The 19386-nt window shown below is 70.3% G+C and carries 16 protein-coding genes; 8 read left to right on the top strand and 8 right to left on the bottom strand.

Going from position 1 to position 19386, the window contains the following annotated elements; translation table 11 throughout:
- Positions 1-55: 55 nt before the first annotated feature.
- From VGF64_16370 to cobT, 3 genes are all read left to right on the top strand, one after another.
- A complete protein-coding gene (locus VGF64_16370) occupies positions 56-1234 on the top strand; it encodes a glycoside hydrolase family 1 protein (GenBank protein HEY1636335.1) in 1179 nt (392 codons plus the stop codon).
- Between the two features lie 72 nt (positions 1235-1306).
- Positions 1307-1825, top strand: a complete 519-nt coding sequence (locus VGF64_16365; protein ID HEY1636334.1) for a GtrA family protein — start codon at positions 1307-1309, stop codon at positions 1823-1825.
- A gap of 12 nt (positions 1826-1837) precedes the next feature.
- A complete protein-coding gene (gene cobT / locus VGF64_16360) occupies positions 1838-2902 on the top strand; it encodes a nicotinate-nucleotide--dimethylbenzimidazole phosphoribosyltransferase (protein ID HEY1636333.1) in 1065 nt (354 codons plus the stop codon).
- Positions 2903-2912: 10 nt separating this feature from the next.
- Here cobT and lnt read toward each other — a convergent pair whose 3' ends face one another.
- The 4 genes from lnt to hemE form a co-directional block, all read right to left on the bottom strand.
- Positions 2913-4415, bottom strand: a complete 1503-nt coding sequence (gene lnt, locus VGF64_16355; GenBank protein HEY1636332.1) for an apolipoprotein N-acyltransferase — start codon at positions 4413-4415, stop codon at positions 2913-2915.
- Between the two features lie 26 nt (positions 4416-4441).
- Positions 4442-5269, bottom strand: coding sequence for a Ku protein (locus VGF64_16350; protein ID HEY1636331.1), 828 nt, complete (start codon positions 5267-5269; stop codon positions 4442-4444).
- A gap of 87 nt (positions 5270-5356) precedes the next feature.
- Positions 5357-6766, bottom strand: a complete 1410-nt coding sequence (hemG, locus tag VGF64_16345) for a protoporphyrinogen oxidase (GenBank protein ID HEY1636330.1) — start codon at positions 6764-6766, stop codon at positions 5357-5359.
- Positions 6763-7797 carry a uroporphyrinogen decarboxylase gene (gene hemE / locus VGF64_16340; protein HEY1636329.1) on the bottom strand — a complete coding sequence of 345 codons (1035 nt, stop codon included), beginning with the start codon at positions 7795-7797 and terminating at the stop codon, positions 6763-6765. Before hemE ends, hemG begins: the two co-directional genes overlap by 4 nt.
- Before the next feature lie 115 nt (positions 7798-7912).
- Here hemE and VGF64_16335 point away from each other — a divergent pair, with 115 nt between their 5' ends.
- Genes VGF64_16335 through VGF64_16315 form a run of 5 tightly spaced genes read left to right on the top strand, consistent with a single transcriptional unit; the run spans position 7913 to position 14406 of the window.
- A complete protein-coding gene (locus VGF64_16335; GenBank protein ID HEY1636328.1) occupies positions 7913-10162 on the top strand; it encodes an ATP-binding domain-containing protein in 2250 nt (749 codons plus the stop codon).
- An 11-nt stretch (positions 10163-10173) separates the two neighbouring features.
- Positions 10174-10773 carry a cytochrome c oxidase subunit 3 gene (locus tag VGF64_16330; GenBank protein HEY1636327.1) on the top strand — a complete coding sequence of 200 codons (600 nt, stop codon included), beginning with the start codon at positions 10174-10176 and terminating at the stop codon, positions 10771-10773.
- Between the two features lie 6 nt (positions 10774-10779).
- Positions 10780-11733 (top strand): c-type cytochrome, encoded by a 954-nt coding sequence (locus VGF64_16325; GenBank protein ID HEY1636326.1) that lies wholly within the window; start codon positions 10780-10782, stop codon positions 11731-11733.
- Positions 11717-12763: a Rieske 2Fe-2S domain-containing protein gene (locus VGF64_16320; GenBank protein ID HEY1636325.1), complete on the top strand. Its 1047-nt coding sequence runs from the start codon at positions 11717-11719 to the stop codon at positions 12761-12763. The genes VGF64_16325 and VGF64_16320 overlap by 17 nt, the downstream gene beginning before the upstream one ends.
- Before the next feature lie 14 nt (positions 12764-12777).
- Positions 12778-14406 (top strand): ubiquinol-cytochrome c reductase cytochrome b subunit, encoded by a 1629-nt coding sequence (locus VGF64_16315; protein HEY1636324.1) that lies wholly within the window; start codon positions 12778-12780, stop codon positions 14404-14406.
- Between the two features lie 572 nt (positions 14407-14978).
- On the opposite strand, the gene VGF64_16310 is transcribed toward VGF64_16315, so the two are convergent.
- The 4 genes from VGF64_16310 to VGF64_16295 all read right to left on the bottom strand — a co-directional run.
- Positions 14979-15437 carry a cytochrome c oxidase subunit 4 gene (locus VGF64_16310; protein HEY1636323.1) on the bottom strand — a complete coding sequence of 153 codons (459 nt, stop codon included), beginning with the start codon at positions 15435-15437 and terminating at the stop codon, positions 14979-14981.
- Positions 15437-17116: a cytochrome c oxidase subunit I gene (ctaD, locus tag VGF64_16305; protein ID HEY1636322.1), complete on the bottom strand. Its 1680-nt coding sequence runs from the start codon at positions 17114-17116 to the stop codon at positions 15437-15439. The genes VGF64_16310 and ctaD overlap by 1 nt, the downstream gene beginning before the upstream one ends.
- Positions 17113-17880 (bottom strand): cytochrome c oxidase subunit II, encoded by a 768-nt coding sequence (gene coxB / locus VGF64_16300; GenBank protein ID HEY1636321.1) that lies wholly within the window; start codon positions 17878-17880, stop codon positions 17113-17115. Before coxB ends, ctaD begins: the two co-directional genes overlap by 4 nt.
- A gap of 110 nt (positions 17881-17990) precedes the next feature.
- On the bottom strand, positions 17991-19386 hold a 1396-nt coding region (locus tag VGF64_16295; protein ID HEY1636320.1), incomplete at its 5' end, for a S8 family serine peptidase.

The following is a 19386-nucleotide window of genomic DNA, read 5'->3' as shown; positions in this document are numbered from 1 at the left end:
CCTTGTAGACGTTCAGTCCGAGTAGCGCCGTCCCCGTTCCGCTACTGTCGGACGAATGGCGGTGCGTTTTCCAGAGGGTTTCCTGTGGGGCACCGCCACGGCTGCGCACCAGGTCGAGGGTGGGAACTGGAACAACGACTGGTGGGCCTGGGAGCATCAGCCGGGCTCGGGCTGCGTCGAGCCGAGCGGGGACGCCTGCGACCAGCTCTATCGCTATCCCGAGGACATCGCCCTGCTGGCCCGTCTCGGCTTCGGCACCTACCGGTTCTCGCTGGAGTGGAGCCGCATCGAGCCCGAGCGGGGGGAATGGTCGCTCGCAGCCCTCGACCACTACCGGCGGGTCTGCGCCTGCTGCCACGAGCACGGCCTCGTGCCGATGGTCACCTTCCATCACTTCACCAGCCCGCGCTGGATGGCCCAGGCCGGCGGATGGGCCGACTACGGGGCGTCGGACCTCTTCGCCCGCTACTGCGAGCGCGCCGTCACCCACCTGGGTGACCTCATCGGGTGGGCGTGCACGATCAACGAGCCCAACATCGTGGCGCTCATGGGCTATCTGGCGGGGGTCTTTCCTCCGGGGAGCCGCGATCCCGCCCTGCGCCGCACCGTGAACCAGGTGATGATCGACGCCCACGGCAAGGCGACCGCGGCCATCCGCTCGGGACCGGGGACGGCCCCGGTCGGACTCACCCTGGCCATGTCCGACTATCACGCGGTCGACGGCGGCGAGCCCACCGTGGAGCGCATCCGCAGGTCGATGGAGGACATCTACCTCGAGGCGGCGCAGGGCGACGACTTCCTCGGCGTGCAGTGCTACTCCCGCGTGCGGGTCGGCCCCCCTGGGGCGCTCGGGCCCGAGCCGGGAGTGGAGACGACCCAGATGGGCTACGAGTTCTGGCCCGACGTGCTGGAGGCGGCGCTCCGCCGGGCGTGGGAGGTGACCGGCGGCGTTCCCCTGCTGGTCACCGAGAACGGCATCGCCACCGAGGACGACGACCGCCGGGTCGCCTACGTCCGCCGCGCCCTGACCGGGGTGCGCCGGTGCCTGGATGACGGCATCGACGTGCGCGGCTACTTGTACTGGAGCCTGCTCGACAACTTCGAGTGGGTCCTCGGCTACCGCCCGACCTTCGGGTTGGTCGCCGTCGACCGCACCACCTTCGAGCGTCACCCCAAGCCGAGTGCCTCGTGGCTCGGCTCGGTGGCCAGGGCGAACGCGCTCGATCCGGCGTGAGGCGTCTGGCTGGCTCCGGCGCCCCCGAGGGTGACGTGGGAACGAGCGGATTGTGACGATATGATGAAGGGGGTGAGCCTCGCTCCCAGTGACCTTCGGGCTTGGGCGTCCACGCCGTCGGGCAAGAAAGCCGTTCGTTACTCGCTCGTCTCGGTGGTGTCGGTGGCCGTCAGCCAGGCCGTGCTGTTCCTGACCTTCGGCGTGTTGCAGCTGGCGTCCGCTGTGCCCTGCAACATCATCGCCACCGCGGTGGCCACGGTGCCCTCCTACTACCTCAACCGGCGATGGGCGTGGGGCAAGACCGGGCCCTCGCACCTCTGGAAGGAGATCGTGCCCTTCTGGGGCCTGGCCTTCCTCGGTCTGCTCCTGTCGGTCCTGGCCGTGGACATCGCCGAGACCGAGGCGCCGCACATCACCTCGTCCCATTTTGCGACGGCCATCATCGTCAACGTCTCGGCCCTCGCCGCGTGGGGAGTGATCTGGGTCGGCAAGTTCGTCATCTTCAACCGCCTGCTGTTCATCGACCACGAGCAGCACCGCCAAGGTCGGATCGAGGCCCTCCTCGATCAGTCCGCCTCGCCGGACGACTGAGCGCGGTCGTCGATGTCGGCCTTTGTCGACACCTTGGCTCGCCTCGGCCGCCCCGATGATGCCGCGGCACGCTCGACCGCTGCCCACCTCGACCGGCTGACCAAGCCGCGAGGGTCGCTCGGCCGCCTCGAAGCCCTCGCCGTCCAGTTGGCCGGCATCGCCGGGGAGTCACCTCCACCGGTCCCCGAACCGGGTGTCGTCGCCGTCTTCGCTGGTGACCACGGCGTGCTGGCCGAAGGCGTCTCGCCGTGGCCGGCCGAGGTCACGGCGCAGATGGTCGCCAACTTCTGTGCCGGCGGGGCGGCCATCAACGTGCTCGCCCGTCACGCCCGGGCGGACGTGATGGTGATCGACGTCGGGGTCGCCGCGGATCTGGCACCGGCCGACGGGCTGGTGGCGGCGAAGGTGCGGGCCGGGACGGCCAACCTGGCCGAGGAGCCGGCCATGACGACCGAGGAGACGACCGCCGCTCTCGACGTCGGGGCGGCGGTGGCGACTGACCTGGTGACGAAGGGTGCCCGGTGCCTGATCACCGGTGACATGGGGATCGGCAACACGACCCCGTCGGCCGCCCTGATCGCCGCCTTCACGGGTCGCCCGGCGTCGGCGGTGACGGGCAGGGGGACCGGCATCGGCGACGACGAGTGGGCCGGCAAGGTTCGCGTCGTCGAGCGGGGACTGGCCCGGACCGAGGCGGTCGCTGGCGACGACCCACTGGCCGTCCTGGCGTCCCTCGGTGGCCTCGAGATCGCTGCCCTGGCCGGCTTCATCGTGGCCGGGGCGGCCGCCCGCGTGCCGGTGCTCGTCGACGGCGTGATCGCCGTCGCCGCCGGCGTGGTCGCCGAGGCCGTGGCGCCGGGATGCGCCGCCTTCTGCATCGCAGGGCACCGCTCCAGCGAGCCCGGCGCGTCGATCGGCCTCGATCACCTCGGTCTGTCGCCCCTGCTCGACCTGGACCTCCGCCTGGGGGAGGGGACCGGCGCCTGCCTGGCGCTTCCGGTGCTCCAGGGAGCAGCGCGGATCGTGCGGGAGATGGCCACCTTCGACTCTGCGGGGGTCAGCGACAAGCAGCCGTGAGCGGCCGGCGCTAGCGGTCTGGGTCCGCGCGCCGGCGGCGCCGTGCTGTCGCCTCCAGCGCCCAGGCGGACAGCACCGCCAGCCCGCTGGCGGCGAGCACGGGCATGTCCCCCGTCCGGGCGTAGGGCGTGAGCCCGGTGCGCATCGCCGGCGTCCCCTCGATGACCTGCTGGGAGCCGAGGTTCGACCGGGCCAGGACGTGGCCCCGGTGGTCGATGATGGTGGAGAAGCCGGTGGGGGAGGCCAGAATGAGATCGCGACCCTCCTGGACGGCTTGCAGCCTGGCCGTGGCCAGCTCCTGGGTCGGCACCTGGCTGGTCGAGTACGACGCGGTGTTGGTCGGCACGGTGAGGAGCCGGGCGCCCGACCGCACCGCGGCCCTCCCGGCGTCCTCGTAGAAGACCTCGTAGGAGATCATCACGCCGAGGGGTCCGGCAGGGGTGTGGAGGATCCCCGGCCCGTGACCGGGGATGGCGTCGCGGGGCACGGCCGACAGATCGGCCAGCAGGCCGAAGAAGGACCGCCACGGGATCCACTCCCCGAACGGGACCCGGTGGACCTTGTCGTAGGTGGCCACGACGGCCCCCGACGGGGCCCAGGCCACGGCGATGTTGCGGAACTGGTTCGTCCCGACCGGCTCGGTCACCCCGGCCACGACCGTGGCTCCTTTGGTGACCGCCAGCTGGCCGACCTGCTGGGCCTCGGCGGAGCCCCGGAGGGGTTGGTTCAGGTCCAGCACGTTCTCGGGCCACAGGATGAGCGTGAGTGGGGGTTGGAGGGCCAGGCTGGGCGTGAGCTGGGCGTCGAACACCGACGCCGGGTCGACCTGGGAGGCCCGGAAGCCGCGCCGCCCCCCGCCCTGTACCAGGGCGGCGCGATCGCTGCCCACCGCCGCCCCGCCGTCGGGAGCCAGGTCGCCCGCGACGGCCAGGCCGACGATGGCCACGGCGGCCAGCGCCGTGGTGGCGAGCGCCTGGGTCCGCTGGCGCGGGTCCGTCCGCCGGCCCAGCGGGACGAGGCGGGCCGCCTCACCAAGGACCACACCGCCGAGCGCGGCGAGCGCCAGCAGCAGCATCGGTCCCCCCAGGCGGGCGGCGGGCCCGACGGGACTGCCTACCAGGCCCAGGGGGATGCCGCCCATCGGCAGGCCGCCGAAGGGCCACGAGCCGCGGACCACCTCGGCGAGCACGAGGACGGCCGGGAAGGCCAGGCTCCGTCCTCTTGCCGGGGGCACCAGGGCGCAGGCGACGGCGACGAAGGCCGACTCGAAGAGCACCAGCACCGCCCACCCGCCGGCGTTGAACGCAGTCGTGAAGAACAGGCCGAGGGAGAAGAGCCCGATGCCCGCGGTGAAGCCTGCCAGCGCCCGGGTCGGCGCTCGTCGGCCTTCGAGCAGCCGGTAGAGGATGGCCAGGCCGACAGGAGCCAGGATCCAGAACCCCCACGGCGGCAACGAGAACGCCGTGATCAGCCCGGCCGCCAACCCGACGGCGGACACCCTGATGGCGGACATGTTCCCCAGTCTTTGCGCGGCGCTACTCAGGACGTGGCGCGTCGCTTCTCCGGCCCGGCGTCCTCGGGCTCGCCCTTGTCCTTGACGGCGGCCAGGCTGGCCTCGAGCGCCGACATCAGGTCGACCACGGGTGCGGCCTTCTCGGGCGGCGGCTCGGAGACCACCTCCTGCCCCTGGGCCTTGGCCTCGATGAGCTCGAGGACCCCCTCGCGGTAGGTGTCGTGATACTTGTCGGGCTCGAACTTGGCCGTCAGCGAGTCGATCAGCTGCTTGGCCACCTTCATCTCGCGGCTCGACGCCTCGGCCCCCGGGCCCGGCAGCCCCTCGAGCTCACTGGCCGGCGAGACCTCGTCGGCGAAGTTCATCGTCGTGAGGACCAGGGCGTCGCCGAGGGGTCGCACCGCGCACAGGTACTGCTTGGTGCGCAGCACCACCCGACCGATGCCCACCCGACCGCTCTCGGTCATGGCGTCGAGCAGGAGACGGTAGGGCTTGACGCCGGTGGCATCGGGCACCAGGTAGTAGGACGAGTCGAAGTAGAGCGGGTCGATGCCCTCGAGGGCCACGAAGTCCTCGATGTCGACGGTGTGGGTGGCTTCCGGATCGAGCGCGTCGAGCTCCTCGTTGGTGACCACGACGTACTGGCCGGGGCTGACCTCGTAGCCCTTCACCAGGTCGTCCCAGGACACCTCCTGGCCGTCGGCGGGGCAGACCCGCTTCTGCTGGATGCGCACGTTGTCCGTGGCGTGGAGCTGGTTGAAGCGCACGTCCTTCTTCCGCACGCTCGTGAACAGCTTGACGGGCACGTTGACCAGCCCGAAGCTGATCGACCCGCTCCAGATAGCCCTGGCCATCTCGTCACCTCGCTCTCCGGCCCAGCTCTCGCGATTCTCCCAAATTCGCCCCGCAAACCCCACACGGGCGCTGCGCCGGCCGACGGCTCATCGCCGGGCGCCAGTTGCCAGCTGGTCGAGCACGGCCCGGGCCGCCCGCCGGCCCTGGCCTATGCAGGCGGGGATACCCACCCCTCCGTAGGAGGCGCCGGCGACGGCCAGGGCCGGCTGGCGGGCAAGGGCGCCCTGGATGCGGGCCATCCGCTCCAGGTGCCCGACCTGGTACTGGGGAAAGGCGCACGGCCAGCGAGTGACAGCGGCGGCGTCGGGGCGGGCCGTGATGCCCATGGCCTCCTGCAGCTCGGCCCGCAGCCGCCCCAGGAGCTCGTCGTCGGCCATTCGCACGGCCCGGTCGTCTCCCCAGCGGCCGGCTGAGACCCGTAGCAGGGTCTGGCCGGGGCGCCCCACGTGAGGCCACTTCGCCGACAGCCACGTGCACGCAGTCATGAGGCGCCCGTCCACCCGGGGAACGAGAAACCCGCTGACTCCCGGCGTCAGCGAGACGGCGCTGGATGGATAGGCCAGGGTCACGAGGACCACCGAGGCGTGCTCGACGGCGGCGAGCTCGGAAGCGGCGTCGGGTCGTTGGGACGCCACCAGGTCGGCGGCGACGAACGACGGCACGGTCAGGACCACGTGATCCGCCACCACGGGCCCGTGGGGGTTGCCCACCTGCCACCGTCCCTCTGCTCGCTCGAGCTTCTCGACCGGTGTCGCGGTGCGCAGCTCGACACCTCGTTCGGCCAGCTGGTGGGCCAGCACCTGGACGAGCTGGCCGAGGCCGCGGCGCGGGGTGAGGAAGACGGGGGCGGGCGCGGCGCCGGGCTCGGGTGGCGACGGGCGCAGGCCGCGCAGCAGGCTCCGGTGCTCGCATCTCGCCGCGTCGAGCTGCGGCGCGGTGGCAGCCAGGCTGAGGTGCTCGGTCGACCCGGCGTGGATGCCGCCGAGGAGCGGGTCGACGAGGCGCTCGCGGACCTCTCGACCGAGGCGGGCGTCGATGAACGCGGCGACGGAGCGGTCGTCGGCGGAGGCGTCGGCGGGAAGGACGAGGTCGAGGCCGGCGCGCGCCAGCCCTGCGGGCGAGACGATCTTCGAGGCCCCCAGCGTCCGCAGCCGCGTCGGCACCCCCAGCACGGTGTCGTCGGGCAGGTGGCGCAGACGGCCCCGCGTCCAGATGAGCGCGGTGTTGGTCGCCGGTGCGATCAGCTCCTCGCCCAGCCCGAGCTCGTGACAGAGAGCTACGCCATCAGGCACGCGGGCGACGAAGGCGTCGGGCCCCGAGTCGACCGGCTGACCGCCCAGATCCTGACTGCCGATCTTGCCCCCGAGGCGGGTCCCGGCCTCGAGGACCGTCACCGTGGCGGGACGATCGCCGGCCGCTGGGCCCGAGAGCTCCCACGCCGCCGCCAGACCGGTGATGCCGCCGCCCACGACCACCACCTCGCGGCCGGCCGTCATCCGGTTCGGCCCTCCTCGTGGACCAGGTCGACGATCCGGTGCAGGACGTCGGGGTCGGTCTCGGGCAGCACGCCGTGGCCGAGGTTGAAGACGTGACCGGGGCGACCGCCGCCCTCGGCCAGCACCTTGCGCGCCTGGGGCGCCACGACCTCCCACGGCGCCAGGCAGCTGGCCGGGTCGAGGTTGCCCTGGATTGCGCGCCCTGGTCCCACCCGCTCTCGGGCCGCGTCCAGGGGTACCCGCCAGTCCACCCCGACCACGTCGGCGCCGGCCGCAGCCATGAGCGACAGCAGCTCCCCGGTACCGACCCCGAAGTGGATGCGGGGCACGCCCAGGTCGGCCAGCCCGGAGAAGATGCGCTGGGTGGCCGGCAGCACCAGCTCCCGATAGTCGTCAGGGGACAGGACGCCGACCCAGCTGTCGAAGAGCTGGACGGCGCTGGCGCCGGCAAGCACCTGGGCCCGCAGTGACGCCAGGGCGAGGTCAGCGAGCAGCTCCGTCACCTGGCACCAGGTCCGCGGGTCGCGCCGCATCAGGGTCTTGGTCCGCGCGTAGTTGCGGGACGGCCCGCCTTCGACCAGGTAGCTGGCCACGGTGAACGGGCCGCCGGCGAAGCCGATGAGGGGTACGTCCAGCTCCTGCACGACGAGGCGCACCGTGTCCAGCACGTATGGGATGTCCTTCTCCGGTTCGAGGGGCCTGATGCGGGAAAGGTCTTCCGGACCCGAGAAGGGGCGGTCCACGACCGGGCCCACCCCCGGCACCACGTCGACGCCGAAACCGATCGACTCCACCGGGACCACGATGTCCGAGAACAGGATGGCGGCGTCGACGCCGTAGCGTCTGACCGGCTGAAGGGTCAGCTCGGCGGCCACCTCGGGGCGGGCGATGGCCTCCAGGACGCTGCCGTCACCGCGCATGGCGCGGTACTCGGGAAGGGATCGACCGGCCTGGCGCATGAACCAGACCGGCACCCGATCGGTGGGCCGGCACCGACAGGCCCGCAGGAACGGGGACTCCTCGAGCGGCACGCGGCGACGTTACCTGCGCCGACGACGGAGTCGCCGCCGGGCGTTCGGCCTCGGCGGTGAACGGTATTAGGATTACCTGTTCCCCGCCCACGGTGGACCAACCCCGGACCTGCCGGTGCCCCATCCCGATCTCCAGAGCGAGCAGGCCTACATCGACAACGCCTACGAGCGGCTGGCGGCCATGCGTGATGCCGCCCAGCGTCGGCTGGAGGCGGTCCTCGACCAGGGCAAGGGAGGCACCCACCAGGCCCGGCAGGAGCGGGACGTGATCGTCCGCACCAGCCTCCAGCGCCTCGACCAGCTGGAGATCGGTCGCCACTCCTTGTGCTTCGGCCGCATCGACCGGGCGGCCTCCGACGGGACCGGCAACGCCGGCCCGGGAGGCCCGCCTGGGGACACCGCCCCCAGCGCGCGCGAGACGTTCTACATCGGCCGCCTGGCCGTATCCGGGGCCGATCACGAGCCGCTGGTGGTGGACTGGAGGGCGCCCATCGCCGAGCCCTTCTACCGGGCCACGGCCCGCCACCCCATGGGTCTCGTCCGGCGCCGGCACTTCTCGACCGACGGTCGACGGCTGCTCGGCATCGAGGACGAACTCCTCATGCTCCCATCGGGGGAGCCGAGCGGCGAGGACGGGCTCGCCGACGGTGACACCGAGGGCCGCGTCGGGTCCGGAGCCCTGCTGGCGGCCCTCGAGCGGTCCCGTTCCGGCCACATGCGCGACATCGTGGCCACGGTCCAGCGGGAGCAGGACGAGATCATACGGGCCCCGCTGCCCGGTGTGGTCGTCGTCCAGGGCGGGCCGGGCACCGGGAAGACCGCGGTCGCCCTCCACCGCGCCGCCTACCTGCTGTACACCCATCGATTTCCTCTCGAGCGCCAGGGCCTGCTCGTCGTGGGCCCCAACCGGGTCTTCCTCCGCTACATCGAGCAGGTCCTGCCGTCCCTCGGTGAGAACGGCGTCGTCCTGGGCACGGCCGAGAGCCTCGTCTCCGGCGTCGAAGCCCGAGGATCGGACGACCCGGACACGGCCGCCCTGAAGGGTCGGATCGCGATGGCCACGCTGATCGGCCGGGCGGTGCGGGACCGGCAGCGACCGCTGGCCCGCGACGTCGAGGTACCGTTCGGATCGGCGGTGCTCCGCTTCACGGTCCAGGACTCGACCGAGGTGGTGAGCTCCGTCCGCCGCCGTTCCGGCGCCCACAACTCCCGGCGGCGGCAGCTGGAGACCCTCGTGGGGCGCCGTCTGCTGACGCAGTACCGGCAGTCGCTGGCGCGGGTCGGCGGCGAGCGCGTGACCACTCTCGAGCTGGAGGACGATGAGTTCATCAGCGAGGTGCGCCGGGTGCCGGCCCTGGCCGAGGCCCTCGATCGCATGTGGCCCCGCCTGCGGCCCGAGGAGCTGCTGCACGACCTCTATGGTGCGCCGCCTCTCCTGCGCCTCGCCGGCCGTCGGGCGGGTCTGGACGACGCCGAGCTGCGTGCCTTGCATCGGCGCCGGAGCAGCTCGCTGGACGAGATCCCCTGGTCGGTCGCCGACCTCCCACTCATCGACGAGGCCCGGGTGCTGCTGGGGCCGGTGTCCTCCGGCGGCTCCGGCGGCGAGGACGAGCCTCGCTCGTACGGGCACATCGTGGTTGACGAGGCCCAGGACCTGTCGCCGATGCAGCTGCGGATGGTGTCGCGCCGCTCGCTCTCTGGCTCGATGACCGTCGTCGGCGACCTGGCCCAGGCGACCGGCCCCGTGGCGCCGACGACGTGGGCGGACGTCGTGGCCCACCTGGCGCCCGGACGATCGGCGCGGACAGTCGAGCTCAGCGTCAACTACCGCACGCCCGACGAGGTGATGAAGGTGTCGAGCCGCGTCCTCGAGGCGGCGGCCCCGTTGGTCCGTCCCCCTCGCTCGGCCCGTGTGACGGGGGAGGAGCCGGCCCTGGTCGCCGCCGACTCCGGCCGCCTCGTCGCCGAGGTGGTGGCGCATGCGGACGGCGAGGCGGCGCGCGTCCGCGGTGGCACGGTGGGGATCGTCGCTCCCCGCTCGTTGGCGCCAGCGCTGGCCGACGGTCTGCGCCGCGCCGGCCTCTCGTTCGGCGAGGCCCGCCGTGACGGGCTCGATTTCGCCATCACCGTGGTCCCGGTCGAGGTGGTGAAGGGCCTCGAGTTCGACTCGGTGGTCGTGGTGGAGCCGGCCGTGATCGTCGACGAGGAGCCCCAGGGCCTGCGGGCCCTCTACGTCGCCCTGACCCGTGCGACCAGGCGCCTGACTGTCGTGCACGAGCGTCCCCTGCCGTCGGCCATGGCGCCCTCACCAGGCTCAACGGAGCCGGTCGGCGCCGATGTGATTGGTAGCGGCCCCTTCGACTAAGAACTGGACCCGTGACTCAGGCCATCCCGGTCGAGGGGACTCCGGGCTACGGACCCGCGCACGCCAAGCGCCCGTCCATGGTGGGCGTCGGGACCATCATCTGGCTGGCCTCCGAGCTCATGTTCTTCAGTGGCCTGTTCGCGTCCTACTTCACCATCCGCGCCCACGACGGCAACCCCTGGCCGCCTACGTCGACCCACGTCGATCCCATCCGGGCGGGCATCTTCACGTTCATCCTGGTCATGTCCAGCGTGACCATGCAGCACGCGGTGTGGCAGGAGGAGAAGGTCCTCCGGAGCTCGGCCCGGTTCTGGACGATCATGAGCTTCCTGCTGGGTGCGGCGTTCGTCGCCAACCAGCTGTACGAGTGGCTGACGGTCGACTTCACCCCGAAGACCAACGCCTACGGGTCGATGTTCTTCATGATGACCGGCCTTCACGCGCTGCACGTCACCCTCGGCCTGCTGGCCATGGTGGCCCTGCTGGGTCGGATGATCGGCCCCCGCGGCGACCCGGGCGAGATACCCGCGTTCCAGGCCGTCGCCTACTACTGGCATTTCGTCGACATCGTCTGGGTAGGTCTTTACGCCTCACTGTTCCTCCTCCACTAGATCGTGATGCGCAACCGGCTCCTTCTCCCCGCTGCACTGGTGGCCTTCGTGGTCGCCCTGGGCCTGCTGTCGTTCGGCGGCAGGCCGACGCCGGCGCGCGCCCAGCCGTCCACCGCTCCCACCACGCCTGGGAGCGGGGCCTCGACGGCGTCGACCACCCCGGCGGCCGCCCCATCGACCACGTCGCCGACGGTTCCTGTTCCGTCCGCCCTGTCGACCGTGGGACAGCCGCTGTTCGTGGACAACTGCTCCAGCTGTCACGGGCTCAACGCCGAGGGGACCGACCGGGGCCCCAACCTGGTCGGGGTGGGCGCCGCCACCGTCGACTTCTGGGTGTCGACGGGACGGATGCCGCTGGCGTACCCGGGCGCTCAGGCCGTGCGCAAGCCGGTGTTGTTCAGCCGGACCCAGCAGCTCGGCATCGTGTCCTACGTCACGTCGCTCGGCGCCGGGGGAGTCGGCATCCCCGCCCTCAACCAACAGGCGGCTGACCAGGCCAACGGCAACGACGTGTTCGGGCTGAACTGCGCCGGGTGCCACGTCATCACCGGAGTGGGCGACGCCCTGGCCAACAGTGCCTTCGCCCCTTCCCTCTACCAGGCGTCGCCCACCCAGATCGCCGAGGCCATCCGGACGGGGCCGGGGAACATGCCCCGCTTCGGGCCCGGCACCCTGAGCGACCAGGAGGTGAACGACGTCGTCCGCTACGTGACCTACCTGCAGCACCCCGCCAACCCCGGAGGCGCGGGGCTGGGTCACGTGGGGCCGGTGACGGAGGGCTTCATCGCCATCGTGGTGGGCCTCGGTGTGCTGATACTCGCGGCCTACTGGATCGGGATCAGGGCAGGAGCGACCACGCCGCCCGGCTCGGATGACGGCCACACGTTGGATGACGACCACATAGACCCGGCCGGCGACGAGGGGGATCGCCTGGAGGGCGCTGGTGAGCCCAGGCGGTGAGGATGAGATCGGGAGCGACCACATGAGCACGGGCGGCGAGAACCCCGGCGGGGACAATCCTGGCGGCGCTGGCTCGACCAGCACCGGCTCGGGCGCGGCGACGGCCACCGCAGTGGAGGACATCCGCCTCGAGATCCCGGTCCAGCGCCCGCGCCGGGCCGAGAACTTCGTCGCCCTGTGCTTCGTCGTCAGCGTGCTGGCCACCATCGGCCTGGCCATCACCTACTCGCTCGGCGGCCAGGTCCAGGCCGAAGGCGCGCTCCTGGGGCTCGGTCTGGGAGGGATGGGGGTCGGCGTCGCCGCCTGGGGTAAGTACCTCATGCCCCAGGGCCCCTTCGTCGAGGATCGTCACGAGCTGCCCAAGCCCGAGTCGGACCGGCGGGCCTTCGGCGCAGCCTTCTCGAGGGGCTCGGTGGCCGTCGAGCGACGAGGCTTTCTCGGCAAGCTCCTGGGCGCGGCGATCGGCGTCTTCTCGATCGTCGGGATCTTCCCGTTCCTCCGCTCCCTGTACAACCCCCGGCCCGGGAACGCGCTGGACTTCACCTTCTTTCGTCGCGGCTCGAGACTGGTGCGCATCGACGGCCGTCCCGTCATGGCCGACGACGTCGACGTGGGCGGGGTGCTGACCGTGTTCCCCGAGGGTCACGCGGGGGACGCGGTTTCCCAGACCCTGCTCATCAGGGCGTCGTCCGTGCCCATCACAACCCTGCCGGGGCGGGAGACGTGGTCACCACACGGCTACCTGGCCTACTCCAAGCTGTGCACCCACGCCGGATGCCCCGTCAGCCTGTACCAGCAGCAGGTCCAGCAGCTGCTCTGCCCCTGCCATCAGTCGGTGTTCACGCTCCTCAACGGCGCCCGACCCATCTTCGGACCAGCACCGCGCCTCTTACCTCAGCTCCCTATCATGGACAACGGGGACGGCTTCCTGAGAGCCCAGTCGGACTTCCAGGAGCCGGTGGGGCCTGGCTTCTGGGAGCGCAACACGTCGACGACGTTGAATCCTCCGAAGACGGCGGCGGGACAGTGATCAAGCGCCCGACGATGAAGTCACGCGACGCGCCGCGCCCCTCGCTCGAGGACCGCACGGTCGAGCTGGCGCGTTGGACCGACGACCGCTTCGGGGTGGCCAAGATCGGGAAGACAGCGCTGAACAAGATCTTCCCGGATCACTGGTCCTTCCTGCTCGGCGAGATCGCCATGTACACCTTCGTGATCCTCATCATCACGGGGATCTTCCTCACGCTGTTCTTCGTGCCCTCGACCCATGAGGTCATCTACCACGGCAGCTACCTCCCGTTGCGGGGGCAGCGGGTCTCGGAGGCCTACCAGTCGACGGTGGACATCAGCCTCAACGTGCGGGCCGGACTGGTGATGCGCCAGATGCACCACTGGGCGGCCGACATCTTCGCTGCCGCGGTCGTCGTGCACCTGTGCCGGATCTTCTTCACCGGGGCCTTCCGCCGGCCCCGGGAGCTCAACTACATGATCGGGCTCACGATGCTGATCCTGGTCATCGTCAACGGGTTCATCGGGTACTCGCTGCCGGACGACCAGATCTCGGGCGCCGGCCTGCGCATCGCCTTCTCGATCTTCCTGTCCCTCCCGATCATCGGGACGTGGGGGGCGTTCCTGCTGTGGGGCGGCAACTTCCCGGGCAACGGCGACATCATCCCCCGCTTCTACTCGCTGCACATCCTCATCATCCCCGCCGTCATCGCCGGCCTTCTCGTCGCCCACCTGGGGATCATGTGGCACCAGAAACACACCGACTTCCCGGGCAAGGAGAAAACGAACCGAACCGTTGTGGGGTCGTCCTTCTGGCCCACCTACGTCGCCAAGACGACCGGGTACTTCTTCATCATCTTCGCCGGCCTGGCTCTCCTCGGGGGCCTGTTCCAGATCAACCCCATCTGGCTGTACGGGTCCTACGAGCCCTTCAAGGTCAGCTACGCCGTGCAGCCCGACTGGTACATGGGCTGGCTCGACGGCGCCTTACGGATCATGCCCGCCTGGGAGACCCAGTTCGCCGGTCGGTACCTGATCTCGGCTCCCTTCTACCCGGCGGTCGTCCTGCCCGGGCTGACCTTCACGGCTCTGTACATGTGGCCGTTCATCGAGGCCCGGTTCACCAAGGAGAACCGGATGGAGCACCACCTGCTCGACCGGCCCCGCGATCGACCCGTCCGTACCGGGCTCGGGGTCGGCGTGCTGTCGTTCTACGTGATGCTGTTCCTGGCCAGCTCGACCGACGTCCTGGCCAACACGCTCAGGGTGTCGCTCAACGGGGTGCTGTGGACGTTCCGAATCGGGACCCCGACGATTCCGATCGTGGTGGGCCTGGCCACGTACCAGATCTGCAAGGAGCTCTCGCGTGCTCCCGGGGCGGGACTGCGCAAGCGCTCGAACGTGGTCGTGCGGTCTGCCGAAGGCGGCTACACCACGGTCCCGGCCAACATCCGCCCGGGCGACTTCGAAGGGGAGCCGCCGCCCGAGTCGCTGCCCGAGGAGGCCGTGCCCCGCGGCGCCATGGGCGACCGCCGCCGTCGGCCGGACGAGGGCGGCGAGGAGGTCGGCGTCGGAGTGGACCGCACGGAGGCCACCGCCGTCACGCCGCCCCGCCGCTTCGGAGGTTTCTTCCGCCCCTGGCACCGCCCCGCCGGGAACAGCTAGCCGCTGAGCGCACCGGGGGGTGCTGTCGCACTATGAGGCGTGCACCCACTGCCGGTTGAGGCGCGAGAGAGCTCCAGCGCCGATCCCGATCAGACAGAGGATGACCAGGGCCACGCCGATGCTCAAGGCGTCGCTGACCTCGAGCATCAGAAGGCTTCCAGCGAGCGCTCCCAGGAACATTGCAAGGACCGACAGCAGGGGAGAAGCCGCTCGCCCCGGTGAGCGCGAAGGCGAGAAAGACCACGTTGCCGGTCATGTTGGCGACGAAGACGTGTCCGAGCACCAGGTAGCTGAAGGCATCGACGAGCCCGGTCACGATGTTCAAGCCGAGGAGGAGCGGGGGGAGCGGACTGGCGATCATCCCGGAAGGGGACGATGGTGCGCCAGGCGTCGTCCACAGGCCGCCGCAGGGTGTCCACGAGAGATGTCATGGCGGGACTCCTCCCAAGGCTGGTGGATCTCGGAGCCCGCCCTTGGAAGAGCAGACAACTGCCCCCGCACGACGCCGTCGCCGTCGCGGAACGGCCGGCTCAGCTGTCTCGGAGCCTCGGGCCCGGCCGAGCCGGGAGCGCTCAGACGGTGCCGCCGCGGCGGCTCTCGACCACGACGCCGACGATGGCCGAGATGATCATGCTGCCGCCGAGGACCCCGAGCCAGGCGCCGAACACGAACGCCGATGCCGAGACGCCGGCGCCGATGCCGAAGACGAAGGGCCAGATGCTGGCGTCAGGAAAGGCACCCACGTTGCCGGCGCCCTCGCCGAGAACGGCGTCGTCGCGGTCCTCCGCCCGGGGCCGCATGCGTCGGGACCACCACAGCAGGTAGCCCCCCGGCAACAGTCCCAGGAAGGCGGTGAAGATGAGCAGGACGCTCCCGGCCCGCTCGTAGGACCCGAACCAGTACATGGCGCACACGGCGGCGAAGAAGATGGCCACGCCGACGAGGAAGCGGGCCTCGACGATCCACGCGCGCCGGTGCTTGGTGAACGCCTTGTCCTCGGGGATGGTGCCCTCGGGGGGGACGCTGCTCATCAAACGGTGACCCCGGTGGGCCCCTCGATGCCCGGTGCGTCAGGCTCTCCGTGGTTCATGTCCCACACGGGACGCTCGGAGCGGATGAGCGGGAGTCGCTCGAAATTGTGGTGGGCGGGCGGCGAGTCGGCTGCCCACTCCAGCGTGTGTCCGTCCCATGGGTTGGGACCGGCCCGTATAGGTCGTCGCCAGGATATGTAGAAGTTGATGAGGAGGCACACCACGGACAGGAAGAGGATGTAGGCGCCAGCAGTCGAGATGCGGCTGAGCGTGGTGAACCCGTCGGCGGGCGAGTACACGGCGATGCGGCGGGGCATCCCCTTGAGCCCGAGCAGGTACTGGGGCATGAAGGTGACGCTGAACCCGACCAGCGTCAGCCAGAAGTGCCACTTGCCCCAGCGCTCGTGGAGCTTGCGCCCGGTGATCTTCGGATACCAGTAGTAGATGCCGGCGAAGCCTGCGAACACGGCCGTCCCGAACAGCACGTTGTGGAAGTGGGCCACGACGAAGTACGTGTCGTGGACGAAGAAGTCGACCGGCGGCGAGGCGAGGAGCACGCCCGACAGGCCGCCGAGCAGGAACGTCACCAGGAACCCGATGGAGAACAGCATCGGCGTCTCGAAGGTGAGCTGGCCGCGCCACATCGTCCCGATCCACCCGAAGAACTTGATCCCGGTAGGCACTGCGATCAGGTACGACAACCCGCTGAAGAATGGGAGGAGGACGACGCCCGTGGTGAACATGTGGTGGGCCCACACGCCGGTGGAGAGGCCCGCGATGGCCATGGTGGCGAAGACGAAACCCTTGTAGCTGAAAACTGGTTTTCGGGAGAAGACCGGCAATATCTCCGTCACGATGCCGAAGTAGGGCAAGGCGAGGATGTACACCTCCGGATGCCCGAAGTACCAGAAGAGGTGCTGCCAGAGCACGGGCACACCACCGCCTTGGACCGTGAAGACGTGGGTGCCCAGGTGACGGTCGGCCATGAGGAGTACGAGGGCGCTGGTGAGGACGGGGAACGCGATCAGGATCAGGATCCCGGTGACGACCATGTTCCACGTGAAGATCGGGACGCGGAACATCGTCATGCCCGGCGCCCGCAGGTAGAACGTGGTGGTGATGATGTTGACGCCGGTGAAGATGGCCGAGAACCCGGTCAGGATCAGGGCCATGATCCACAGGTCCGGGCCCGCCCCTGGCGTGCTGGTGACGTTGGAGAGCGGCGCGTAGGCCACCCAGCCGAAGTCAGCGGCGCCGCTCGCGGTGAAGAACCCCGAGACCATCATGAGCCCGCCGCTGAGGTACAGCCAGTACGACAGGGCGTTGAGTCGGGGGAACGCCATGTCGGGGGCACCGACTTGGAGCGGCACGATGACATTGGCGAAGCCGCCGAAGGCGAACGGCCCCGCGAACAGGTACATCATCAGGCTGCCGTGCATCGTGAACAGCTCGTTGTAGGCGTGCTGGCTCACGATCGTGCTGTTGGGCTCGGTCAGCTGGGTGCGCATGACCATGGCCAGGAGGCCGGCAAGTAGGAAGAAGAGGAACGAGGTGATCAGGTAGCTCTTGCCGATGACCTTGTGGTCGGTGCTCGTGAGCCACTTGTAGATCCCCGAGGGCTCGGCCCCGTGCTCGGGCTCGTGAACGATGGTCGCCGGGCGTTCGCCGATGATGGTCATGCCGTCGCTCCCGAGCTCTGGCCCGCCAGCCAGGTCCTGAACTCCCCCCGGCTCACGGTCTTGACGCTGAACAGCATTTGGGAATGGTAAAGGCCGCAATACTGCGCGCACCGACCGACGAAGGTCCCGCTCTCGGTCGGGTTGAAGTCGAAGGTGTTGGTCACCCCCGGCTGAGCGTAGCGGCTGAAGTTGAACGCGGGAATGTAGAAGCCGTGGACCACGTCGTTGGAGACGAGGTTGATGCGGGTGGTCACGCCCACGGGCAGGACCAGCTGAGGGAGGTGGTTGGGTTCGGCGACGACGGAGACGCCCGATCCCTGGTAGTCGAAGCGCCAGGCCCACTGGTAGCCGGTGACCCTCACCGTCACCGCTGGGGTCGGGCTCACCGCGTCGATCCGGTCCTCGACGATGACCGTGAAGTAGAAGAGCCCGATCACGATGAGGATCGGCACCACGGTGTACAAGATCTCCACGGGGGTGCTGTAGCGGATCTGCTTGGGGAGCTCGTCGCTCTTCTTCCGGTAGCGGATGACCGACCAGAAGATGAGTATCCACACGATGACCCCGACGGCCATGGCCACCAGGAGGGACCACTCCCACATGTGGAACGCGGCGTGACCCTGGTCGGTGGCGCCCTTGAACCCGCCGAACGCGGGGATGGTGCATGCGGAGCCGGAGACGGCGACCAAGGCCAGGCCGATGGCGACCCAGAGACCTCGTCGCGAGTGGGAGCCGTGGCCACCCCGGCGGAGCTCGCGGTTCACGCGGGGCAATCTAGCGGGACGTGCCGGCGAAATCGAAAGCCGGAGGGGCCCGCTCTTTTTCGCTGGTCACAGCCCACGTCTTCGGGCCGCTCCGGGAGGCGTCGGAAGACTCAGCTCCGCAAGTGCCGGCGCACTCGGAAGGCTGCGGTGAACCCAGCGGCGAGGAAGGCGAGCACGGCGAAGACGCCGGCGACGTCCGATAGTCGGCCGTCGCGACCCTGGCCGGAGCTCGGGATGCCCAGGTTCCCGGCCGCGGTCTCCCGCGAGTTGGGCGACGGACTGGCTACGGAGGACACCGAGGAGGACGTCCTCGGCTGCTGGGCCTGGGTCCCTGTGGTTGCCGAGCCCGACGGCTTGGCGGAGGCCGCCCCGCTGGTCGCGTGACCGGACGAGCCGCCGGCGGGACTCGACGGGGCGGCGGGGGCCGGACCGGCGCCGACGGCGCTGGAGGCGTCGAGGCGGCCGGCGCAGCCGGACCCGCAGGCGGTCGCCTTGTTGGCCGAGGAAAGGGTCTCGGACACCGCCTGCTGCGGGGTGCGTCCCATCGCCAGGAGCAGGCCCACGGTCCCCGTCACCTGCGGGGTCGCCATCGATGTCCCCTCGTCGTAGCCGTAGGAGTTGGCCTGTCCCGCCGACCAGTACGTCGAGATGACGCAGTTCGCCCGGGCAGCGCCGTCACAGCTGGGCTGGCCGGTGCCGTCGTACCCGTCGCCTCCCGGCGCCACGATCGACCACTTGGCGTTGCCCGGGGGGCTCGAGTAGCTCGTCATCTGGCCGTTGGTGCCGGTCGCCCCGACGATGATGGCGTCGGTGTTGCCGTAGTTCTGGCTGCCGAGGCCGAAGTAGTTGGTGTTCCCCGAGGCCAGCACGGGCACCGCGCCGTGGCTCCAGGCGTACTCGATGCCGGTCTCCAGGGAGTTCTGCCCCAGCAGGCCGGGGATGATCGGCGTGGAGTCACCGAGGCTCAGGTTGACCACCCGGGCGCCGTGGTCGACGACCCACATGATGCCGGCGTTGACGTCCGAGAAGTTGCCGGAGCCCCGGGAGTCCAGGGCCTTGGCCACCACCAGCTGGGCGTCCGGTGCCGTGCCCGCTACGCCCAGCCCGTTGTTGGTCGACGCGGCGGCGATGCCCGCAACGTGCGTGCCGTGCCCGTTGTCGTCCTGGGCGCTCCCGTTGCACTTGGTGGAGTCGCCCCCGGAGTTGATGCAGTTGGTGCCGGCGACGACCTTGCCAGTCAGATCCTGGTGGCCGAGGTCGACTCCCGTGTCGACGATCCCGATCTTCACGCCTCGGCCGGTGCTGGCGCCCCACGCCGCCGGCACACCGATCTGGGTCATGTTCCACTGCTGGGGCCAGAACGGATCGTTGGGCGCCGACGGAGTGCCCGAGGCGGAGCAGGACCAGGCCAGCGCCGGGAGCAGGGCGAAGACGGTTACAAGCACGCCGGCGCGACGGGCGAGCGAGCCACCAGACATTACGTGTGTATATTCGCCCCTTTCGCCC

The organism is Acidimicrobiales bacterium (genome assembly GCA_036491125.1).
Taxonomy (GTDB): Bacteria; Actinomycetota; Acidimicrobiia; order Acidimicrobiales; family AC-9; genus AC-9.
The sequence above is the reverse complement of the archived record's forward strand: the minus strand, read 5'-3'. Positions and strand labels throughout refer to the sequence as shown.